Raw genomic sequence first — 19,770 nt, forward strand, 5'->3', positions numbered from 1 at the left:
GGCACTACCGTGCCGCCGGGGTGCAGCCGGACGGTCAGCTGTAGGAGTAGTGGAAGTTGTCGATGTGCCGGGTGGTCGGCTCGGTGACGCGCCACGGGTCCATCACCACGTCGTCGCCGCTCAGCGTCGGGTTCTCGCTCGGGTGCGTGGGGTGCCAGGTCGACCAGAGCCGGTCGACGTTGGCGTGGTGCAGGAAGAAGAGCGGGTCGGCCGGGGCGGTCGCGAGGTCGGACATGGAGGCGCCGACCCAGTCGTGCACCTGGTCGTGGACGGACTCCAGCCCGTCCACGAAGGTGGTGAAGCCGCCGGCCTGCATCACGCGGTTGAGCGGGGCGGTGATCTGCTGCAGGTGGTGCAGGCTGCCGGGGGAGCGGGTCACCTGGACGATCCCGCCCATGGGGCCGGGCACGATCACCCTCGGCAGGACGTCGGCCAGCCAGACCGGGATCTGCTGGTCGGCCGTCCAGTCCCAGTACGGGATCGTGACCTCGGAGTGGACGCGGCGCAGCTCGGTCTCGACCTGGTCGAGGAACACCCGGTGCCAGGGGAGGAAGCGCTGGGCCCCGATGTCGTGGGGGTCGCCGGACATGCGGTGCTGGTGGTGGCCCATGTCGGCGTGGATGGCGACGAAGTTCCCGAGCACACCGGACTGGTTGATGACGTCGAACGCGTCGACCAGCCGGGACCGTTCGGTCGCGGTGAGCTCCTTCTCGTTCTTGCGGACCTTCTCGGCGGGCTGCGCGCGGCGCATGGCGGTCAGGTCGCCGAAGGTCTTGGGGCCGTGGCCGTCGTGGGAGGTGGTGGCGTGGGCGAGGAAGTCGGGGTGGGCGAGGGTGGCGAGCTGGTGCTCGGTCATCTGGGTCACGGCGGAACCTCGTGTCGTCGTGGTCGCGTGCGGGAGGTGCACTTTCAGCAGACTCACGCTGTGCACGGGCTTCCGCATGCCGGGATACCCCGATGGGACGGCAGCGTGTCCCGCCGTGGACGCGGCAATGCCACGGCCCCGACTTCCGGAGATCGGGGCCGTGACCTTGCTCGGGGGCGTCAGCCGTCGCCGCGCCGGGGGCCGAGGAAGACCTCGTCGCCGATCACCGTGACCGGGTAGGTGGCCACCGGGTCGACGGCGGGCATGTCGAGGGCCTTGCCGCTGCGGAGGCAGAAGCGGCTGAAGTGCCAGGGGCACACCACCGTGTCGTCCTCCAACTCGCCGTCCTCCAGCGGGGCGAACTCGTGGCTGCACTCGTTCGCGACGGCATGCACCTCGCCGTCGACGTTGGCCAGCAGGACGCGGGTGCCGTCAGGCGCCGTCACGGCCAGCAGCTCTCCCGGCGGGACGTCCGTCAGCCTGGCCACGCCCGGTGTGGACTCCGGTTCGGCGCTCATGCTCAACGCCGCCCGCGGATACGGTACTTGGCGACGCGGAAGATGTTGCCGACGGTGAGGCCGACGATGGCGCCCGGGCCGGATCCGGGCTTCGGGGCCATGCCGAGCTGTTCGACCATGGACGCGGTGCTCTCCTCGTGCCAGAGCTCGGCGAACCTGCCGCTGCGGACCACGTGGAAGTCCAGGCCCGTCATGATCATGCGCTCGCCGTTGCCCGGGAAGCCGTACAGCTCGCCGAGGAAGGTGCCGGTGGCGGTCCAGCGGTCGACCACCTTGTCGCCCATGATCGCCACGTCGTCCAGGAAGAAGCGCAGGTCGGGGAAGGCGTCGTGCATCAGCTGAACGGCGGCGCGGTGGCCGGCCGGGCCCTGCGGGCAGCCGGGCAGCGGCATGTGGTCGACCCAGTCGGGGGCCAGCAGTTCGGCCTCGGTGGCGGCGTTGTTCTTGTCCCAGACCTCCTCGATGTACCGGCGGGCCATCTCCTGGTACACCGCGACGGTGTCCGGACGGGTCTCGGTCGTCATAGCTGTCTCCTCGCGATGTTCTTGCTGGTCGGAGCTCGCGTGGCCGGAGCTCGGCTGGTCGGAGCCCGGGTGGTCAGAGCTCGGGGCCCACGTCGGTGAGCCCGTCGGCGCGCAGGATCTCCTGCGCGGTGTGGCTGCCGGACACGATCACCCGCAGCGCGCTGGCCGCCTGCGCCCAGTGGCCGGACAGGTAGAGCCCCTCGACGGGGGTGCGGTACGTCAGGCGCTTGCTGCCCGCCTGGGCCGGGGTGTTCTCCCAGCCGTAGGCGGCGCCCTCGTGGTTGAGGGTGTAGCGCTCCAGGGTGAGTGGCGTGGCGCTCCGGACGAAGGTCAGGCCAGCCCGGAAGCCGGGGTAGAGCCGCTCGATCAGGTCGAGGTACTTCTCCTCCAGCTCGGGCTTCAACTCGTCCCAGGACCTGGGGCCGTGGTAGGGCGCCAGCGCGGTCGACGTCACCAGGTGCTCGCCCGCCGGGCCGAGGCTCGGGTCCAGCAGGGTCGGCACCACGACGACGGTGGCGGGGGCCCGGCCGTCGGCGAAGCCCTGGAACGTCGCGTCGTGGTCGTCGGTCTCGAAGATGAAGGTCTCGTGGGCGCCGCCGGCCGCCGCGATGTCCAGCGTGGTGGCCGCGTAGACGACGAACATCGACATCGAGGACCGCAGCGAGTTCAGCCGCCGCCGGTAGGCGGTCGGCAGCAGGTCGAGGCCCACCAGCTGTTCGAAGGTCTGCCGGGCGTCCGCGTTGGAGATCACCACGGGCGCGCGGAGCTCCTGGCCGCCGGCCAGCACGACGCCCTCGGCGCGCCCGTCCCGGACCAGGATCCGTTCGGCCTTCGTCTCGGTGAGCAGCTTGCCGCCGTCCCGTTCGATCGAGGTGACGAGCGCCCCGACCAGGTGCTGGAAGCCGCCCTTGCAGTGGTACAGGCCGTGCATCTGGGTGTAGAGGAAGCGGGCGAAGAGCTCGAACGAGAGCTGGGACGGCGGCAGGCCCATGTACGGCCAGCCGGCCGTGCAGAAGGCCTTGCAGCGCGGGTCGGTGACGTAGCGGTCGAGGACCTCGCCGAGGGTCGACATCCGGTTGCCGAACAGGGTCGGAAACCGCTTCACCGCCTCGCCCAGCTCCTTGGGCGAGAGCTGCAGCGGCACCTGGTGGGCCTCCGCCAGGAACCGCTCGCAGAGCCCGAAGAAGCCCCGGATGCCCTCCGCCTCGTGCGGGAACAGCCGGACGTGGGCCTCGATGAAGGCTTCGGAGCCGAACGGGGCGTCCAGGACGACGTCGTCGATGACCACCCGGTAGAGCGCGTCCGACTCCACGAACTCGCACAGCTCGCGGACCCCGAGGTAGCGCAGCAGCGCGTCGATCGTCCCGCCCTCGGCCGCGCCCGGGACGACGTGGATCGCGGGGTCGTAGTAGCGGCCGTCGTGCTGGAAGGCGTGGGCGTAGCCGCCGATGCCCTTGGCCTGCTCCAGGACCAGGACCCGGCGGCCGAACTTCGCCAGGTACGCCGCCGCGGCCAGTCCGCCCAGCCCGCTGCCGACCACGATCACGTCGTAGTCGCCACCGGGCGGGGCGGCGGGATCCGTGAGTGCCATGAGTTCTCCAAGGGTGAGTGGTTCGTGCGTGCCGCGCCGGTAGGTGAGATCCCGCCGGCCGGATCGTGGATACACGGCGCCGTCGCAGCCGGGTCAGTCGAGCCGGCCCGCGAACCGAGGCAGCGGGAGCGTGCTGGACAGGAAGACGTGCTCGATCAGCGCCGGTGGCACGGTGGTGACGAACCGGTCGCGGATCGCCGGATCGAGTCGCTGGATGCGCTGTGCCGCCCGCCCGCGCCTGAAGACCCGGTGGACGCGCGGGTAGCGCTCGGCCTCGTAGGCGCGTAAGGCGTGCTCGGGGTCGTCGTGGGAGCCGAGTGCGAGCGTCAGCACGGCGGCGTCCTCCATGGCCATACAGGCCCCGACGCCCACGGTCGGCAGGATGCAGTGCGCCGCGTCGCCGAGCAGGGTGACGCGCCCCCGCCCCCACGCGCGGACAGGGCGAAGGTCGCGCGGGTTGTCACGGTGGACGCGGTCGGCCGGGGTCGCCGCGATCACCCGGCGGACGCGCTCGTTCCAGTCGTCGCCGGTCGGCCTCCGGTCGTGCGGCGCCTGCATGAACCAGTACGTCCGGCCGGCGGTGAGCGGGATGATGCCGGCGACTCCGGTCGGACCGAAGATGATGTCGCCGCTGGGGTAGTCCGCCTCGACCCCGCTCGCGTAGCCCTGCCAGCCGGTCAGACGGACGCTGTCCTCCCGCCGGTCCGGGCCCGGCTCGGCCGGCAGCACGGTGTGGCGGACCACGGACCCGACACCGTCCGCGCCGACCACGACGTCGGCCTTGAGCGTCTCGCCGCCGGCCAGGGTCACCCGGCCGTCCCGGCGGGCCTCGACCACCTCGACGCCGTGGCGCACCTCGGCCTCGGCTCCGGCCTCGGCGGCGAGTGTCTCGACCAGCTCGGCCCGGGTGACGCCGAAGCCCGTCATCCCGTAGCGGCTGCGCAGCTTGACGTCGAGGTCGACGTCGGCGATGGTCCGGCCGGACACCAACTGGAAGTGTGCGCGGTCGATCCGGTGCGAGAGGTCGCGCACCGCGTGCGCCAACTTCGCGTCGCCGGCGGCCTGGAGGGCGAGGACGGCATTCGGCCAGATGCAGATGGCGATGCCGCGCGGGATGCCTTCGGACCGTTCCAGCACCGTGACCTCGATGCCCCTGCGGGTGAGCAGCGCGGCCAGCGAGAGCCCGCCGATGCCCCCTCCGACGACGATCACGCTCTTCACTCGCGACATGCCTGCTCCTCCTGGCTAACTGAACTCGGGTAGGGGGACGGTCGATTCGGTGTACATCCGGGTGATCGTCCGGTCCGGCAGGGCGGCCAGCATGCGGTCCCGGACGGCGCCGGGCAGCGCACGCATCCGGAGCATGCCGCGGGCCTTCTTGAAGTGCCCGAGGACCCTCGGGTACCGGTCGTCCTCGTAGCGGCGCAGGGCGCAGACCGGGTCAGGGTCCTGGGCGATCCGGGCGGCGAGGACGCCGGCGTCCTCCAGTGCCATGCAGGCGCCCTGTCCGATGGTGGGGAGGATGGGGTGTGCGGCGTCGCCGAGCAGGGTGACCCGGCCGCGGCCCCAGCGGCGGACCGGGCGGCGGTCCCAGGCCTGGCCGGGGAAGAGCTGCTCGGCGGGGGTGGCGGCGACGAGCGCGCGCACCACGTCCGGCCAGCCCTCGCCGGTCGGCGGCGTCCGGATGGAGCCGTCGACGAACCAGTAGACCCGGTCGTCGGTCAGCGGCATGATGCCGCAGGTACCCAGGGGGCCGAAGTGGAAGTCGGCGCCCTCGGAGGTCCAGATGCCGCCGCGGTCGACGACGCCCTGCCAGCTCTCCAGCGGGTTCTCCCGGCGATCGTCCTGGCCCGGGCGCAGCAGTGAGCGGCGGACGGTGGAGCCGACGCCGTCGGCGCCAACCACGACGTCGGCGCGCAGGGTCTCGCCGTCGGTCAGGACGACCGTGCCGTCCGGGCTCACCCGGCTCACCTCGGCCCCGAACCTGACCGGTGCCCCGGCCAGGGCGATCAGGGTGTCGAGCAGCTCGGCCCGGGTCACGCCCTGGCCGGTGACGCCGTAGCGGCGGGTCAGGAAGCCCAGGTCGATGGCGGCCAGCGGGCCCCGGGACTGGCTGATCATCCGGGCCGAGTGGATCGGCTCGCAGACCTTCAGCACGGCTTCGTACATCTCCTCGCCGCCGGAGCGGCGGATCGCCCGGAGGGCGTTGGGCCAGATGGTGATCGCCAGACCGTCGCGGCGCTCGGCCGAGCGTTCCAGGACGACGACCTCACAGCCCTGCCGGGTGAGCATGCCGGCCAGGGCGAGCCCGCCCACGCCGCTTCCGACGATGATCACCGATGGTCGTGACACGACAGATTCCTCCTTGTTCGGCTCCGACAGGCGGGAGGGCCCACGCGGGGCCGCGGTCACCGGCCGGCCGCCGAAGGCGACCGGGCGGCCGGCCGGGGTGACTCGGCTCAGGCACTCAGCTCAGGCCGAAGGGGTTGACGGCCCGGTAGTCGAGGCGGCTCCAGTGCTCGACGAACCTGCCGTGGTCGACGCGGAAGACGTCGGCGCGGTTGAGTTCGAGCGGCTTGCCGGTGCCCTTCTCGTGGCCGCGCCAGACCCAGTAGACGACCGCGGTGTCGTCGTCGGCGACGGTGTGGGTGATTTCGAAGCTGAGGTCGGGGAAGCGCTCGCGGTAGCTGTCGACGTTGTCCCGCAGTCCGTCCAGCCCTGGTTCGACGCCCGGCTGGTTCTGGATCAGGTCCTCGGCGAGCGCGCCGTGGAAGGGGCTGTCCGGGATGCGGTAGACGCCGTCGACGGTGAAGAACAGCCGGAGCAGGTTGAGCCGTTGGGCGTTGGTGCCGCTCCAGTCGGTGGGCGTGGACGGCTCCACTCCGCCGGGCAGGTTGACGCCGAAGGCCTCCATCGCCGCGTAGTCGACGACGTCCCAGTGCTCGGCCAGCTTGCCGTCCTGCACCCGGTAGAGCTCGGCGGTGTTGAAGACCAGCTCCTTGCCGGTCTGGACCTGGTGGCCGCGGAAGGTGGCCAGCAGGAACACCTTGTCGCCCTGCGGGACGACGCGGTAGATGGTGGCCTCCAGGTCGGGGAAGACGCTGTGGAAGAGCGCGTAGTCCTGGAGGTAGCCCTGCACACCGGACTTGAGGCCCGGGCTGTGCTGGACGTAGTCGTCGCGCATGTACTGGCCGACCAGGTCGAGCTGCCTCTTGGCCAGGACCTCCTGGTAGAAGCCCAGGACCACGCGCCTGCTCTCGGCGCCGACGGTGTCGGTCGGCCGGTCCTTGCGGTCGGCCGCGCCGGCGTTGCCCTGGAAGAACGCCGCGATCAGCACGCCCACGACGGCGACCACGAGGAATCGGAAGACGCTTTTCTTCTTCACGCTGTCTCTCTCAAGTAGGGCTCACGGAAAGCGAATTGGAGGGTCAGGACGCGACCAGCTCGTCGGTGGCGGCCTCGCGCGCGGCGCCTGACTGCCGCGTCCGCGAACCACGCCGTCCGGGCAGCAGGAACAGCACGGCGAGCACCCCGACCAGGGCCACGCCGGCGCCGGTCCACATGGCGTCGGCGAGCGCGCCGACGAAGGCGTCCGACACCACGGTGTGCAGGCCCGTGGCCGCGTCCCCGCCGGTGTGCTGGGCCACGGCCTCGGCGCCGCCGATCGAGTCCCGTACGGCGGCCGTGGCCGGGGACGGGAGGAAGTCGAGGTCCGGCAGGCCGTCGCGGTAGGTGGTGGCGAGCACGCTGCCGATCACCGCGATCCCCAGCGAGCCGCCGACCTGGAGCGTCGCGTCGGTCACGGCCGAGGCGGCGCCGCCCTGTTCGGCGGGTGCCGCGGCCAGCAGGGCGTCGGCGCACGGCGGCAGGACGAGGCCCATGGTGAAGCCGAAGAGCCCGAGCGAGACCAGGGCGAGCGTCTCGCTCGACCCGTCCGCGCCGGTCATCAGCGCCATGCTGGCGACCAGGACGGCCAGGCCGGCCACGGCCACCGGCCTGAGCCCGATCCGCGCCGCGAGCCGGGTGCCCAACTGGGCACCCACGATGGCCGTGAGCACCGGGAGCAGCCGGAGGCCGGACGCCAGCGGCCCGTGCCCCCGGATGAACTGGAAGTACTGGGTGACCACGAACAGCAGCCCGAAGAGGCAGAAGTTGACGCAGAACATGGCCACCGCGCTGCCCGCGAACTTCGGGCTGCGGAACAGCTCGGCGGAGAGCATCGGGTGGTCGCTCCGGCGCTCCCACAGTACGAACCCGACGCACAGGGTCACGCCCAGGGCCAGGCTCGCCAGCGTCAGCGTGTCCGTCCAGCCGCGCCGCGGCCCCTCGATGGCGCCGTAGACGAGGGTGCCGAGGCCGACCACCGAGAGCACCACGCCGGCCAGGTCCAGCCTGGTCCGGCGCGGGTTGCGGGACTCCGGCACCATCACGGCGCAGGCCATCAGGGCGATCACCACCACCGGGACGGCGATCAGGAACACCGAGCCCCACCAGTAGTGCTCCAGCAGGAGGCCGCCGAGCACCGGTCCGAGCGGCACGCCGATCGCGCCCGAACCGGCCCAGGCGCTGATCGCCTTGGCGTGCTCCTCCACCGGGAAGACGTCCTTGATGATGGACAGGGTGGCGGGCATGACGAACGCGCCGCCCACGCCCATGCCGGTGCGCATCGCGATCAGCGCCCCGGGGCTGCCGGCGAACGCGGCGCCGGCGGAGAAGCCGAGGACCAGCAGCAGGCCGGTCATCAGCATGCGCTTGCGGCCGAAACGGTCGCCCAGGCCGCCACCGAGCAGCAGCAGGCCGCCGAAGGCCAGGCTGTACGAGTCGACGATCCACTGGAGGTCGCCGCCGCTCGCCCCCAGGTCCTGCTGGACGCGGGGGAGGGCGAGGCTGAGGATCAGGTTGTCCATGCCGATGACGATCAGGCTCAGGCACAGGACGGCCAGGATCCGCCAGCGGCGTTGGTGCACGGCGGAGCGCTCCATGGCGGAGCTCCCTTCGGGGTCGGCGCGAGACCGGGGCGGTTCGCTCGCGGGGGACTTCGGTCCGCTGGGAGGCGGCGGTTACCCGCCGTGCACCCTGCGGTGGGCGCGGTCGAGCGCGGCGAGGCGGACGGCCGTCCTCACGGAGTGCGCGATGGTGCCCAGCGGCCCGGTGCCGGGCGGCGGGACGATGCCCATCTGGGTGAGCATCCCGGCGTAGTCGCCCTCCTGGCGGAACTCCACCATCCGGCCCCGGTCGTCGTAGGTCTCGATGATGATCTCGCCGATCTCCAGCAGCCGCCGGGTCGGCGGGATGCCGAAGAGCGGGCCCAGGTGGTGGCCGCGGAAGGTCACGTGGAGCACGGCCTTGTTGCCGTCGACGAGGATGTCGTGCCACTCGATGTCGACGTCCGGCTTCGCCGCCTTGACGAGGTTGAGCGTGTCCAGGAACTCCTGGCCGCCGTTGAGCACCGGCCGGCCCGGCAGGTAGCACTTGTAGTCCTGCGAATACCACGGCAGCGCCCGGGAGTTGTCGTCCGACCAGGACAGGTCCGACACCATCAGGATGTGCTCGCGGGTGAGGGTGAAGGGCGTGGTGGCCGGCTCGGTCACCGTCTCGTCGATGGTCATCGGGCTGCCGCCTTCCGCTGCCGGATCCGGTCCCTGACCGCCAGCCCGCCGAGGCGGCCGACGGTCCTGAAGGTGTGCGCGACGGTGCCGAGCGGCCCGGCCCCCTCCGGCGGCGTGATGCCGAGCTGGGACAGCACGCTCAGGTAGTCCGCCTGCTGCCACATCTCCACGACCCGGTCGCCGTCGAACCGGAGGATCACGTGCTCGGTGAGCCGGGTGGAGCGGCCGGTGGGCGGGATGCCCATGAGGAACCCGCGCTGGGTGCCGGTGAGTTCACCCCGGACCAGCACCTTGTCGCCCGCCGCGACCACTTCCACGGCGCGGTACGCGAGGTCCGGGAGCGCGGCGAACATGTCCTCGGCCAGCTTCCGCAGACCGGGCGTGCCCTTGATCACCGGCTGGCCCGGAAGCGGCAGGTGCGTCACCACCTCGCTGCCGAAGTGGCGGTCGATCACCCCGACGTCCCTCCTGTTCCACAGGTCGTCAAGGATCCTGGGACCGAGCTCTCTCGGGCCCAGGGCCCGGCCGTCCCGACTGGAGTCCATCGGCTGCCTTTCTTCTTCGTCCGGTGGTGCTTCGGTGCGGTTCGCGCGGATCAGCCGGTCAGCCCGGCGCCAGACGGCGTCGGACTGCGGCGGGCGCTCGGTAACACAGAGCCGACCGGAGGGCCGCCGGATACACCGGGCCCCGGGTGTATCCGGGAGCGGGCCGCACCGATCTCTCCTGTCGGGCGGGAACCCGCCCCTGCACGCGCTGCGCGCGAGCACACCACCGCCCCCGGACCGAAGGCTGGGCAGATGAGCAAGGCTGAACGGACCAACTCGGCGGGGCTCCCGCCGAGCGGTCTCAAGGACCTGGTCGAGCAGATCGCCGACCGGGTGTGGAACCGCGGTGATCTGGCCGCCGTGGACGAGCACTTCCGACCGGACTTCGTCGGGCACCTTCCGGGTGTCGCGGAGCTGCGCGGTCCCGCCGTCTACCGGCGGGTGGCGGCCGAGCGCCGCCGGGCGCTGCCCGACCTGCGGTACCGGCCCCTGCACTGCATCGGGGACGGGGACCGGGTGATGCTCCGCTCCGAGGTGCTCGGCACCCACCTCGGGAGGCTGGGCGGCATCCCGCCCACGGGCATGCGCGTCCGCACCACCGAGATGACGATCTTCCGCTTCGAGGACGGCCGCGTCGCCGAGCTGTGGCAGCAGGGGGACGACCTCGGGGTGCTGGACCAGCTCGGCCTCGTTCCGCCCGCCGGCCTGGGCGCGCTGGGCCGGGTCGGCCACGCCGTCGGCGTGACCGCCCGGCTGACCGCGCTGACCCGGCGGGCCGCCCGAGAGAGGAAGACGACGTGACCCCCACCAGGACCGACCCGGCCCGGACGAGGCCGAAGACGTCCGGACAGCCCGACCCGAAGACCCTGGCCGCCGAGTTCGGCCGTCGCCTGTTCACCGAACGCGATCTGCGCGTCATCGACGAACTCTCCCGCCCCGACGCCGTGTTCAACCTCCCGGGCCGCCCGGCACTGAACCGGGAGGGCTTCAGGGACGTGGTGCGGCAGTTGTGGCGGGCCAAGCCGGACGTCACCGTCGAGAGCCTGGACGTCTTCGCCGAGGGCCACCTGGTCGCCGCCCGGCTCCGCTTCACCGGCACCCACCTCGGCGAACTCTTCGGCGTGCCGCCCACCGGCCGCCGGGTCGCGCTGGACGAGCTGCTGGTGGAGCAGTGGGACGACCAGGGCCTCCTGGTCGAACTCTGGCAGGAGGCCGGCTACTTGAGCATGCTGACCGGGCTCGGCGTGCTGCCCGCTCCGGACGCCCGCCCGCTCCGCCGGCTGGGCCACACCCTGGCCGCCGTGCCCCGGTTCGCCCGGCTGCGGGCCAGGGCCCGTTCCGTCGACCACAACCGCGGCCTGCGCGCAGGCCGCCCGGACCGAAGCGAGGGCGCATGAGCATGATGCTGAGCTACCGGCGTGAAGCGCCGGGCCCGGCGGGCTACCCGCTGGTGAAGTCCGGACCGGACCTCGTCCGCGACCTGGTGGGCACCTTCACCCGCGCCTGGCGCCGCTACGGCGACCTGGTGCGCTTCCAACTGCCCGGCAATCGCCAGTTGTTCCTCATCGTCGACCCGGACTGCATCAAGCACGTGCTCGACGACCACCAGCCCAACTACCCCAAGGACCCGCTCTCCGTCGGAAAGTTCGAACCCTGGGTCGGCCAGGGCCTGTTCACCAGCAACGGCGAGTTCCACTTCCGCCAGCGGCGGCTCGCCCAGCCCGCGTTCAAGGGCTCCCGGATCGCCGGCTTCGCCCCGGCGATGGTCGACGCCACGAGCGAGCTCGTCAAGGAGTGGAAGCCGCTGGCGGACGGCGCCCGGACGGTCGACATCACCCCGGAGATGATGCGGCTGGCGCTGACCATCGTCATGCAGACGCTGTTCAGCACCGACGTCAGCACCCGGGCCGGCGACCTCGCCCGTGCCGTGCGGATCTGCAACGCCTACACCAACACCCGCCTGCAGCGGTTCGTCGAGCTGCCGGAGGTGCTGCCGAGCCGGGCCCGCCGGCAGTTCCTGGAGGCCCGCGCCCTGCTCGACGCCTTCGTCTACGGGCTGATCGCCGACCGCCGCCGGGACGGCTCCCCGCCGGACGACCTGCTCACCAGGTTCCTCACGGCGCAGGACCAGCAGACCGGCCACCGGATGAGCGACAAGCAGTTGCGCGACGAGGTCGTCACCATGTTCCTCGGCGGGTACGAGACCACCGCGCTCTCCCTGGTCTGGGCGTTCTCCCTGCTCTCCCGGCACCCCGGGACCGAGCGCCGGATCCGGGCCGAGCTCGCCGAGGTCTGCGGCGATCGCGAGCCCGCTGCCGGTGACCTTCCCCAACTCCGGTACCTGCGCGCCTTCTTCCAGGAGGTGCTGCGCCTCTACCCGTCCGTGTGGACGCTCTCGCGCAGCCCAGTCGAGGACGACGAGATCGGCGGCTACCGCATCCCCGCGGGCTCCCAGGTGTTCATCAGCCCCTACCTGATGCACCGTCACCCGAAGTACTGGCCCAACCCGGAGGGCTTCCGGCCCGAGCGGTTCGAGCAGAGCGCCACCGGGGGCGGGCCGCTGTACGCCTACATCCCGTTCTCGCGCGGCCCCCGGCTGTGCCCCGGCTCGTCGGTCGCAGTTCTGGAGGCCCCGCTGGTGATCGCCCGGATCCTCCAGTCCTACCGGCTGACCCTCGCCCCGGGCCACGTCTGCGAGCCGACCTCGAACGTCTTCCTGTACCCGCGCGACGGCATGCCGATGCGGATCCAGCACGTGCGGACGGTGGCCGGGTGATGGCGGCGACCTCCTCGGTGCCGCGGCCCGGCCCGCCTGGCCCGCGCGGGCTGCCGCTCCTCGGCTCGGCGCTGGACTTCCGCCGCGATCCGCTGCGGACCTTCGTCGCCGCCTGGCGCGACCACGGCGACCTCGTCCGCTTCCGCGGGCCCGTCCCCGTGATCCTGGTGACCCACCCCGACCACCTCAAGCACATCCTCGCCGACAACTTCGCCAACTATCCCCACCCGGACGACTTCAACCGCAAGGTGAGCGTCTCCGTGGGGGAGGGCCTGGTCACCAGCGAGGGCGAGGAGTGGCAGCGGCAGCGCCGCACCGTGGCCCCCTCCTTCCGTCGCGAGTCACTGGAACGCTTCGCCGGGGTGATGGCCGACAGTGCGGGCCGCATGCTGGACCGCTGGGAGGCGACCCACCGCCGCGGCGCCTCGCTGGACGCCCGGGTCGAGATGCAGAGTCTCACCCTGGAGATCCTGGCGCGCTGCCTGTTCCGGGCCGACTGGTCCGCCGACGCACTGGCCCTCGGCGATGCCGTTCGGATCCAACTGGAGCACATCAACGCCAAGTTGATCTCCGTCGCGGACCTGCCGGAACGGGTGCCCACCCGGCGCAACCGGGAGTTCCTGGCGGCCCGCAGGGTCCTCGACGAGACGGTGTACCGGCTCATCGCCGAGCGCCGGCGCCATCCCGACCAGGGCGCCGACGCCGACCTGCTGTCCATGCTGATGCACACCGCCGACCCGGAGACCGGGCAGCTCATGACCGATCGTCAACTCAGGGACCAGGTGATGACGCTGTTCATCGCCGGCCACGAGACCGTCGCCGCCACGCTGTCCTGGATCTGCTACCTGCTCTCCGCCCAGCCGGCCGCCACCCAGCGGGCCCGGCAGGAGGTGTTCCAGGTGCTCGGCGACCGTCCGCCGACCATGGCCGACCTGCCCCAGCTGAAGTACCTCAAGCTCTTCGTCCAGGAGGCACTGCGGCTCTACCCGCCGCTGTGGCAGGTCGCCCGCATGCCGCTGCGCGACGACCGGCTCGGCGGCTACCACATCCCGGCCGGCTCGTTCCTGCTGCTCAACACCTACATCACCCACCGCAACCCGGAGTTCTGGGACAACCCCGAGGGCTTCGACCCCGAGCGCTTCACCCGGGAGCGCTCGGCCGGGCGGCCGCGCTACGCCTACGTCCCGTACGTCGGCGGCCCGCGGAACTGCGTGGGGCTGGCCTTCGCCAACATGGAGCTCACCATCGTGCTGGCCTCGCTCCTCCAGCGCTACCACCTGAACCTCGTCCCGGGGCACCCGATCGTCATGCAGCCGGACATCTCGCTGCGCGCCCGGTACGGGATCCGGATGACCCTGCGCGAGGTCACCGCCGAGGAACGCTCGACCGCCGGCGAGCCCGCCCCGGTCGTCGTACCGGCGGACGAGCCCGCACCGGGCGCCGGCTGCCCGGTGGCACACGGGCGGGCCGAGCCGCAGCAGGCTCCGGTCTGCCCGTACCGGCCCGCGGCGGACTGAGCGCCCGCACGTCTGCGGCCCCTTCCCGTTCGGGGAGGGGCCGCACACGTACGGCGGCTCAGAGCTGAACGGCCTTGCGTGCCACGGCCGTCAGGATCATCTGCCGGATCAGCGAGCTGCCCAGTCGGATGCCCCACCAGTACGCGGCGAAGCGGCGCCGGGACGCCTGGTCGGTGGCGGAGATCCGGGTCTCGCAGCGCAGCAGCGTGCCGCCGTCGGCCTCGCTGAGGATGAACGCGGACAGCGCCTTGGCGTAGCCCGGCCGGTCGAAGGCGGTGAACTCCTCGGCGGAGGTGAGTGGTTCGGGCGGTGGCACGCGGAACTGCCAGTACCGGGTGACCGCGCCCACGGCGTCGAGGTGCGGCGGCTCGTTGGCCAGGATCGTGTAGCCCCGCTGGGTCATGTGCTCGCGCAGCGTCGCGTGGTTGTCCGCGGTCTCGTGCGGGCCCCGGGAGGAGGCCATCCGGGCGCCGAGCAGGCCCCGTACGAGCGGCAGGTCGCTGAAGCGCAGGGTCTCCAGGGCCTGCCAGACGGTGTCGGGGCTGCGCGGGATGTGGCGTTCGTGCACCAGCGTGAACTGAGGATCGGGGATGAGGCGGTCCAGCGGACCGGTCATGGCGTTTCCTGCCTCTCGGGTGCGGCCGGCCTGCCCTAGCGTGGTGGCCGGTATCCGTCGGCCATGCCCAACTCGGTGCAGAGCCGGTGGAGTTCGTGTTCGAAGAAGGCCTCGGCGTCCGGCAGGACGAAGGCCAGGTGGCCCAGGACGTCGAGGCAGATCACGCCGTGGAGCCGGACCCAGCCGCTCAGCATGACCGCGATCGCCCCCACCGGCAGGTCCAACTGCCGGGAGATCCGCAGCCCGTTCAACTGCTCGACCAGCTCCGGGGCCAGTTCCGACTCGGCCGGGACGGGGAAGGGGCGCGTCAGCCAGAGTTCGAACAGCAGGCCGGCGAACGCCGAGCCGAACACCCAGCCGGCGTCCTGGGCCTCGTCGTCGCAGGCGTCGTCCGGACTCACCGGGGAGCGGCCCAGGACGAACGAGAACTCGTGGCGGTGGGACAGCGCCCAGCGCCGCAGCGCCCGTCCGGCGGCGAGCAGCCGACCGAGCGCGTCGTCCCGGGCCGCCCCGTCGTCCGCGCCGGTGAGCACCGCCCGGGCGGCCTCGGCGAAGACGTCCGCGCGCAGCGCCCTGATGAGCAACTCGTGCGAGGTGAAGTAGCGGTACACCGCCGGGGCGGTCATCCCCATCTCCCGCGCGATGGCACGGATGGTGACACCGGACTCGCCCTCGCCGGCGAGCAGTTCGCGTCCCACGGACTTGATCTCGGCGATCGTCGCCTGCCGCGCGCGCTCCCTGCGCGTGAGCACCGGCGCTTCCGCCACCTGCCTGACCATCGAGCCTTCTCCACTCCGCCAGGCCGACCGATCGGTAACCGGACCTCAGTCTAGCGGCTATCGCCAAAGTGAAAACCCGTGCCGGAACTGACAGATGTTCGCGGATCGGCGTGCGTCGGGTCGGCGCGCTCTGTCATGGTGAAACTCCCTGGTCCGTGCGATGCCGTCTCCCAGAGGAGATCTGCGCCGCAGTCCGGCGGATACGCCCACCACACCGGCCGACCGGTTCGGATCCGCCTGTATCCGCCGGCCGCACCGCTGGATCTGTTCTGGTGCAGCGCCGCCGCCTACGTGCGGCGCACCGACGGGAGGGGGACCCGGCGTGCGAATCGCCATGGGGGTGGACCTGGTGGAGATCGACCGGTTGGACGGCCTGCTCGCGCGCAACAGCGGCGCGGAGCGGGACATCTTCACCGAGGACGAGATCGCGTACTGCCAGGGCAAACGCAACCGTCCGGCCCACCTCGCCGCCCGGTTCGCCGCCAAGGAGGCGGTGCTCAAGGCGCTCGGGACGGGGCTGGGCCCCGGTCAGGCCTGGACGGACGTCGAGGTGGTCGCCACCCCGCTCGGCCCGCCGCGCGTGCGTCTGAGCGGGGTCACCGCGCAGCACTGCCTCCGGGCGGGCTGGGCCGGGGCCCAGGTCTCGCTCTCGCACACCGGCGGCTACGCCCTCGCCCAGGCCGTACTGCTTCCCGCCCATGGCGGCCCTGCCCAGGACGGTCCGTCGCCGGACGGCCCCGCCCAGGACACCGCGCACGACGAAGGATGACCATGCGCTTCCATCTCATCGACCGGATCGACGCCCTGGAACCGGGCCGAGCCGTCCGCGCCCGCAAGGTGACCTCCCGGCTGGAGGACCACTGGCGGGACACCGGCCGCGGCCCGGAAATGCCCGCCCCGCTGGTGCTGGAGGCGCTCTGCCAGGCCGGCACCTGGCTCATCATGATCACCACCGACCTGCGCCGCCGGGCCGCGCTGCTGTCCGTCGACGGGGTGGCCTTCCACGGCCCCGTCCGCCCCGGCGACATCATCGAACTTGTCGGCACCGTCGAGTCGTTGGGCGACGAGACCGCCGTCCTGAGCGGTACGGCCACAGTGGACGGACGCCTGGTGATGACCGCCGACGCGGTCATGTGCGCGCTGCTGCCCGCCGACGAGCTGGAGGACCTGGAGGCCACCCGGCTGCTGGAGCGCCGCCTCACCCGCGGCCTGTCCGACGCGGCCGGTGCCCGATGAGCCGGGTCGCGATCACCGGGATCGGCGCGGTCACCCCGCTCGGCAACGACGCGCCGACCACCTGGCAGGCGCTCGCCGAGGGGCGCAGCGGGGTCGGCCCGCTGCGGACCTTCGACGCCTCGACCATGCCGGTGCGGATCGCCGGCCAGGTCAGGGACTTCGCCCCGGACACCGCCGGCCCGGCGCGCGAGCGCCGCCACCTCTCCCGCGCCGCGCTGTTCGCCGCGGCCGCCGCCCGGGAGGCGCTGCGCGACGCCGGGGAGTGGGAGGCCACCGGTCCGTACCGCCGCGGAGTGGCCGTGGCCGGCACCGTCGGCCGCCCGGAGCTGCAGGAACTCGTCGACATGTCACACCAGTTGGAGTCGAGCGGCTGCCGCGACCTGTACCGGCAGGCCCCGGTGGACGTGCTCCGGCGCAACCAGAACCTCGGCACCCGGGCGGTGGCCGGGGCCGCCGGGGCCCGCGGACCGATGCTGAGCCTGAGCACCGCCTGCGCCGGCGCGGCGCACGCGATCGGCGAGGCCTACCGGGCGATCCAGGACGGCGACGCGGCGCTGATGGTGGCCGGCGGCTTCGACGCCCTCACCACGTGGATGGACGTGGTCGGCTTCTCGCTGCTCGGCGCGCTCACGGACCGCTGGAACGACCGGCCCGAGCGTGCCTCCCGGCCCTTCGACGCCGACCGGTCGGGCTTCGTGCTCGGCGAGGGCGCGGTCTTCGCCGTCCTGGAGGGCTGGGACACCGCCGTGGCCCGCGGCGCCCGGATCCACGCCGAACTGGTGGGCTACGGCTCGACCCTGAACGCCTACCGGATCACCGATTCGCCACCGGACGGCGGCGGCGCCATCGCGGCCATGCGGGACGCGCTCGCCGAGTCCGGGCTCGGGCCGGACGGCATCGACTACGTCGTCGCGCACGGCACGAGCACCCCGGGCAACGACCTCAGCGAGACCGTCGCGATCAAGGAGGTGTTCCGGGAGCATGCCCACGACCTGCTGGTCAGCTCGCCCAAGTCGATGACCGGGCACCTGACTTCGGCCGCCGCCGGGGTCAACCTGGTCGCCGCGCTCGGCGCGATCCGGGAGGGCGTGGTCCCGCCCACCGTCAACCTCGACCACCCCGATCCCAGGCTCGACCTCGACTACGTACCGAACCGCGCCCGCGCCCGGCAGGTCCGCGCGGCGCTGGTGAACGCCTTCGCCTTCGGCGGCACCAACGCCTGCTTCGTGGTCCGCGCTCCCGGCCACGAGCCGCAACCCTCGCCAGCCCAGGAGGAATCGTGAGCACCGCACCCCAGCTCCTCGACGCACCGCAGGAGCCGCCGCACCGGATGGACGAGGTGCTGGAGGTCGTCCCCGGCCTGCGCGCGGTCGCCACCCGCAACGTCCCCGGCACCCTCGCCCTGTTCGCCACGCACTTCCCGCGCTTCCCGGTCCTGCCCGGCGTCCTGATCCTCGACGACATCGCCGAGACCGCCAGGCTCGCGGCCGGCGCCGGCGCCTGGACGCTCGCCGAGGTCTCCCGGATCCGCTACCGGCGCTACGTCGAGCCGGGCGACCGGATGGTCGTCGACGTGAGGATCACCGAGGCCTCCGCGGACACGATCCGCGGCTCGGCCACCGTGACGGTCGACGGCCGGACCGTCACCACCGTGCGCGAGCTGCGGCTCGCCCGGGTCACCGGCCGTGTCCCGGTGCTGAGCAGCCTGAGCGGGGTGAGGGCGTGAAGACGCACCGGCCGAGGCGCCGCGTCGCCGTCACCGGCGTCGGGCTGCTCACCGCCCTGGGCGAGGGCCGGGCCGAAACCTGGAAGGGTCTGCTGGAGGGCCGCAGCGGCATCGGCCCGATCCGCGGCTACGACGCGTCCGCGCTGGTCACCCGGCACGCCGCCGAGCTCGACGGCTTCCGCCCCGAGCGCTACGCCGACCGCAGGTCGTTGCGGATGACCACCCGCAACGACCGCCTGGCGATCGCCGGCGCCGCCCTCGCCATGGAGGACGCCGGTCTGGGCGGCCCGACCGGAGTGGCCGGGGCCGGCTACGACCCGGAGCGCGCCGCGCTGTTCGTCGGCGGCAACAAGGAGATCTCCAACCCCGAGCACCTGCTCAGCGGCAGCCTCGCGGCCCGTGACGAGCAGGGCCGGGCCGACTTCCGCCGCCTCGGCGAACGGATGACCTCCGCCTTCCACCCGCTGTACTACGTGGAGGGCCTGCAGTCGGCCGCGCTGTTCCACCTCTCCCACGCCCACGGCTTCAAGGGCCCCAACGCCTACTTCCACGGCACCTCCGACGCCGGTGCCGCGGCGATCGCCCGCGCCTACCGGGCGGTGCGCAGCGGCGAGTGCCACATGGCGCTGGCCGGCGGCTCGGACGACGCCGCGTCCTGGTGGAGCATGACCAGGATGGACGGCCTCGGCGTGCTCGCCACCGCCGACCTGCCCGCCGATCGGGTGTTCCGCCCGTACGACGTCGAGCGCAGCGGTTCGGTCCTCGGCGACGGCGCGGCCTACCTGGTGCTGGAGGACCTCGACGCGGCCCGCCGCCGCGGCGCGACCGTCTACGCGGAGATCCGCGGCTCGGCCGCCACCCGGGACGGCGACGGCCTGATCACCCCCGAGCCCGACGGCGGTCCGCTCGCGGCGGCCATCGGCCGGGCGCTCGACACCGCGCGGGTGCCCGCCTCGGAGGTCTCGTACGTCGCCACGCACGGCTGTGCCACGCGGCTGGGCGACCGCAGCGAGGCCCGGGCGCTGGTCCGGGCGTTCGGGCCGCACAGCACGGCGGTGGCCAGCAGTGTCAAGCCCGCCACGGGGCACCTGGTGGCCGGCGCGGGCGCGCTCAACGTGGCCGTCTGCGCACTGGCCCTGGACACCGGCGCGGTGCCGCCCACGCTCAACCTGGACCGGCCCGACCCGGAGTGCCGCGCCCTGGACTGGGTGCCGCGCGAGGCCCGTGAGCTGCGGCTGCGCCACACGGTGGCGATCGCCCGCGGCCTGGAGGGGCAGCAGGTGGCGCTGGTGCTGAGCGACCCGGGCCTGAGCGACGGCGGGCTGGGCGATTCGAGCCCGAGCGACCGCGGGCTGAGCGATGCGGAGCAGCGATGACCACCGCCGCGCAGTCCGCGAAGCGCAGGCCCCCGACTCTGAGTGACAGCCAGGCCTGGATGCCGCCCATGGAACTGGTGTTGATGGCGATC

At 72.7% G+C, this 19,770-nt stretch carries 21 protein-coding genes; 9 read left to right on the plus strand and 12 right to left on the minus strand.

The window, feature by feature from the left end; translation table 11 throughout:
• Positions 1-34: 34 nt before the first annotated feature.
• From F7Q99_RS25530 to F7Q99_RS25575, 10 genes are all read right to left on the minus strand, one after another.
• Complete coding sequence (locus F7Q99_RS25530) at positions 35-856, minus strand: tyrosinase family protein (protein WP_230210902.1); 822 nt, start codon at positions 854-856, stop codon at positions 35-37.
• Between the two features lie 188 nt (positions 857-1,044).
• Positions 1,045-1,383 carry a Rieske (2Fe-2S) protein gene (locus F7Q99_RS25535; protein ID WP_153465107.1) on the minus strand — a complete coding sequence of 113 codons (339 nt, stop codon included), beginning with the start codon at positions 1,381-1,383 and terminating at the stop codon, positions 1,045-1,047.
• 2 nt (positions 1,384-1,385) lie between these two features.
• Complete coding sequence (locus F7Q99_RS25540; RefSeq protein WP_153465109.1) at positions 1,386-1,907, minus strand: ester cyclase; 522 nt, start codon at positions 1,905-1,907, stop codon at positions 1,386-1,388.
• Positions 1,908-1,980: 73 nt separating this feature from the next.
• Positions 1,981-3,498, minus strand: a complete 1,518-nt coding sequence (locus F7Q99_RS25545) for a phytoene desaturase family protein (RefSeq protein WP_153465111.1) — start codon at positions 3,496-3,498, stop codon at positions 1,981-1,983.
• Positions 3,499-3,591: 93 nt separating this feature from the next.
• Complete coding sequence (locus F7Q99_RS25550; protein WP_153465112.1) at positions 3,592-4,728, minus strand: FAD-dependent oxidoreductase; 1,137 nt, start codon at positions 4,726-4,728, stop codon at positions 3,592-3,594.
• Between the two features lie 15 nt (positions 4,729-4,743).
• Positions 4,744-5,850, minus strand: a complete 1,107-nt coding sequence (locus tag F7Q99_RS25555) for an FAD-dependent oxidoreductase (protein WP_195911166.1) — start codon at positions 5,848-5,850, stop codon at positions 4,744-4,746.
• A 115-nt stretch (positions 5,851-5,965) separates the two neighbouring features.
• On the minus strand, positions 5,966-6,883 hold the full coding sequence (locus F7Q99_RS25560) for an ester cyclase (protein ID WP_153465114.1): 918 nt from the start codon (positions 6,881-6,883) through the stop codon (positions 5,966-5,968).
• Positions 6,884-6,926: 43 nt separating this feature from the next.
• Positions 6,927-8,480 carry an MFS transporter gene (locus F7Q99_RS25565; protein ID WP_153465115.1) on the minus strand — a complete coding sequence of 518 codons (1,554 nt, stop codon included), beginning with the start codon at positions 8,478-8,480 and terminating at the stop codon, positions 6,927-6,929.
• A gap of 78 nt (positions 8,481-8,558) precedes the next feature.
• Positions 8,559-9,107, minus strand: coding sequence for an ester cyclase (locus tag F7Q99_RS25570; RefSeq protein WP_153465116.1), 549 nt, complete (start codon positions 9,105-9,107; stop codon positions 8,559-8,561).
• Positions 9,104-9,652: an ester cyclase gene (locus F7Q99_RS25575; RefSeq protein ID WP_153465117.1), complete on the minus strand. Its 549-nt coding sequence runs from the start codon at positions 9,650-9,652 to the stop codon at positions 9,104-9,106. The genes F7Q99_RS25570 and F7Q99_RS25575 overlap by 4 nt, the downstream gene beginning before the upstream one ends.
• Positions 9,653-9,904: 252 nt before the next feature.
• Here F7Q99_RS25575 and F7Q99_RS25580 point away from each other — a divergent pair, with 252 nt between their 5' ends.
• Genes F7Q99_RS25580 through F7Q99_RS25595 form a run of 4 tightly spaced genes read left to right on the plus strand, consistent with a single transcriptional unit; the run spans position 9,905 to position 13,945 of the window.
• Positions 9,905-10,453, plus strand: a complete 549-nt coding sequence (locus F7Q99_RS25580; RefSeq protein WP_153465119.1) for an ester cyclase — start codon at positions 9,905-9,907, stop codon at positions 10,451-10,453.
• The gene (locus F7Q99_RS25585) at positions 10,450-11,049 is read left to right on the plus strand and encodes an ester cyclase (protein ID WP_153465121.1); all 600 of its coding nucleotides are present in this window, start codon (positions 10,450-10,452) and stop codon (positions 11,047-11,049) included. Before F7Q99_RS25580 ends, F7Q99_RS25585 begins: the two co-directional genes overlap by 4 nt.
• Entirely contained in the window at positions 11,046-12,428 is a 1,383-nt protein-coding gene (locus tag F7Q99_RS25590) for a cytochrome P450 (RefSeq protein WP_153465123.1), read from the plus strand. Before F7Q99_RS25585 ends, F7Q99_RS25590 begins: the two co-directional genes overlap by 4 nt.
• Complete coding sequence (locus F7Q99_RS25595) at positions 12,428-13,945, plus strand: cytochrome P450 (protein WP_153465124.1); 1,518 nt, start codon at positions 12,428-12,430, stop codon at positions 13,943-13,945. Before F7Q99_RS25590 ends, F7Q99_RS25595 begins: the two co-directional genes overlap by 1 nt.
• Before the next feature lie 58 nt (positions 13,946-14,003).
• On the opposite strand, the gene F7Q99_RS25600 is transcribed toward F7Q99_RS25595, so the two are convergent.
• Both F7Q99_RS25600 and F7Q99_RS25605 read right to left on the minus strand, forming a co-directional pair.
• Positions 14,004-14,561 carry a hypothetical protein gene (locus F7Q99_RS25600; RefSeq protein ID WP_153465125.1) on the minus strand — a complete coding sequence of 186 codons (558 nt, stop codon included), beginning with the start codon at positions 14,559-14,561 and terminating at the stop codon, positions 14,004-14,006.
• Between the two features lie 35 nt (positions 14,562-14,596).
• Positions 14,597-15,340: a TetR/AcrR family transcriptional regulator gene (locus F7Q99_RS25605; RefSeq protein ID WP_153465126.1), complete on the minus strand. Its 744-nt coding sequence runs from the start codon at positions 15,338-15,340 to the stop codon at positions 14,597-14,599.
• Between the two features lie 322 nt (positions 15,341-15,662).
• Between F7Q99_RS25605 and acpS the strand changes: the two genes are divergently transcribed.
• From acpS to F7Q99_RS25630, 5 genes are read left to right on the plus strand one after another with little or no spacing between them, the layout of a single operon-like run.
• Complete coding sequence (gene acpS, locus F7Q99_RS25610; RefSeq protein ID WP_195911168.1) at positions 15,663-16,109, plus strand: holo-ACP synthase; 447 nt, start codon at positions 15,663-15,665, stop codon at positions 16,107-16,109.
• Positions 16,110-16,111: 2 nt separating this feature from the next.
• On the plus strand, positions 16,112-16,576 hold the full coding sequence (locus F7Q99_RS25615) for a hotdog domain-containing protein (protein WP_153465130.1): 465 nt from the start codon (positions 16,112-16,114) through the stop codon (positions 16,574-16,576).
• The gene (locus F7Q99_RS25620; protein ID WP_153465132.1) at positions 16,573-17,859 is read left to right on the plus strand and encodes a beta-ketoacyl-[acyl-carrier-protein] synthase family protein; all 1,287 of its coding nucleotides are present in this window, start codon (positions 16,573-16,575) and stop codon (positions 17,857-17,859) included. The genes F7Q99_RS25615 and F7Q99_RS25620 overlap by 4 nt, the downstream gene beginning before the upstream one ends.
• Complete coding sequence (locus tag F7Q99_RS25625) at positions 17,856-18,302, plus strand: 3-hydroxyacyl-ACP dehydratase FabZ family protein (RefSeq protein ID WP_326847111.1); 447 nt, start codon at positions 17,856-17,858, stop codon at positions 18,300-18,302. The genes F7Q99_RS25620 and F7Q99_RS25625 overlap by 4 nt, the downstream gene beginning before the upstream one ends.
• On the plus strand, positions 18,299-19,678 hold the full coding sequence (locus F7Q99_RS25630; RefSeq protein WP_326847112.1) for a beta-ketoacyl-[acyl-carrier-protein] synthase family protein: 1,380 nt from the start codon (positions 18,299-18,301) through the stop codon (positions 19,676-19,678). The genes F7Q99_RS25625 and F7Q99_RS25630 overlap by 4 nt, the downstream gene beginning before the upstream one ends.
• Positions 19,679-19,770: the final 92 nt, after the last annotated feature.

The sequence above is a fragment of the Streptomyces kaniharaensis genome (assembly GCF_009569385.1).
GTDB classification, from domain to species: domain Bacteria; phylum Actinomycetota; class Actinomycetes; order Streptomycetales; family Streptomycetaceae; genus Kitasatospora; species Kitasatospora kaniharaensis.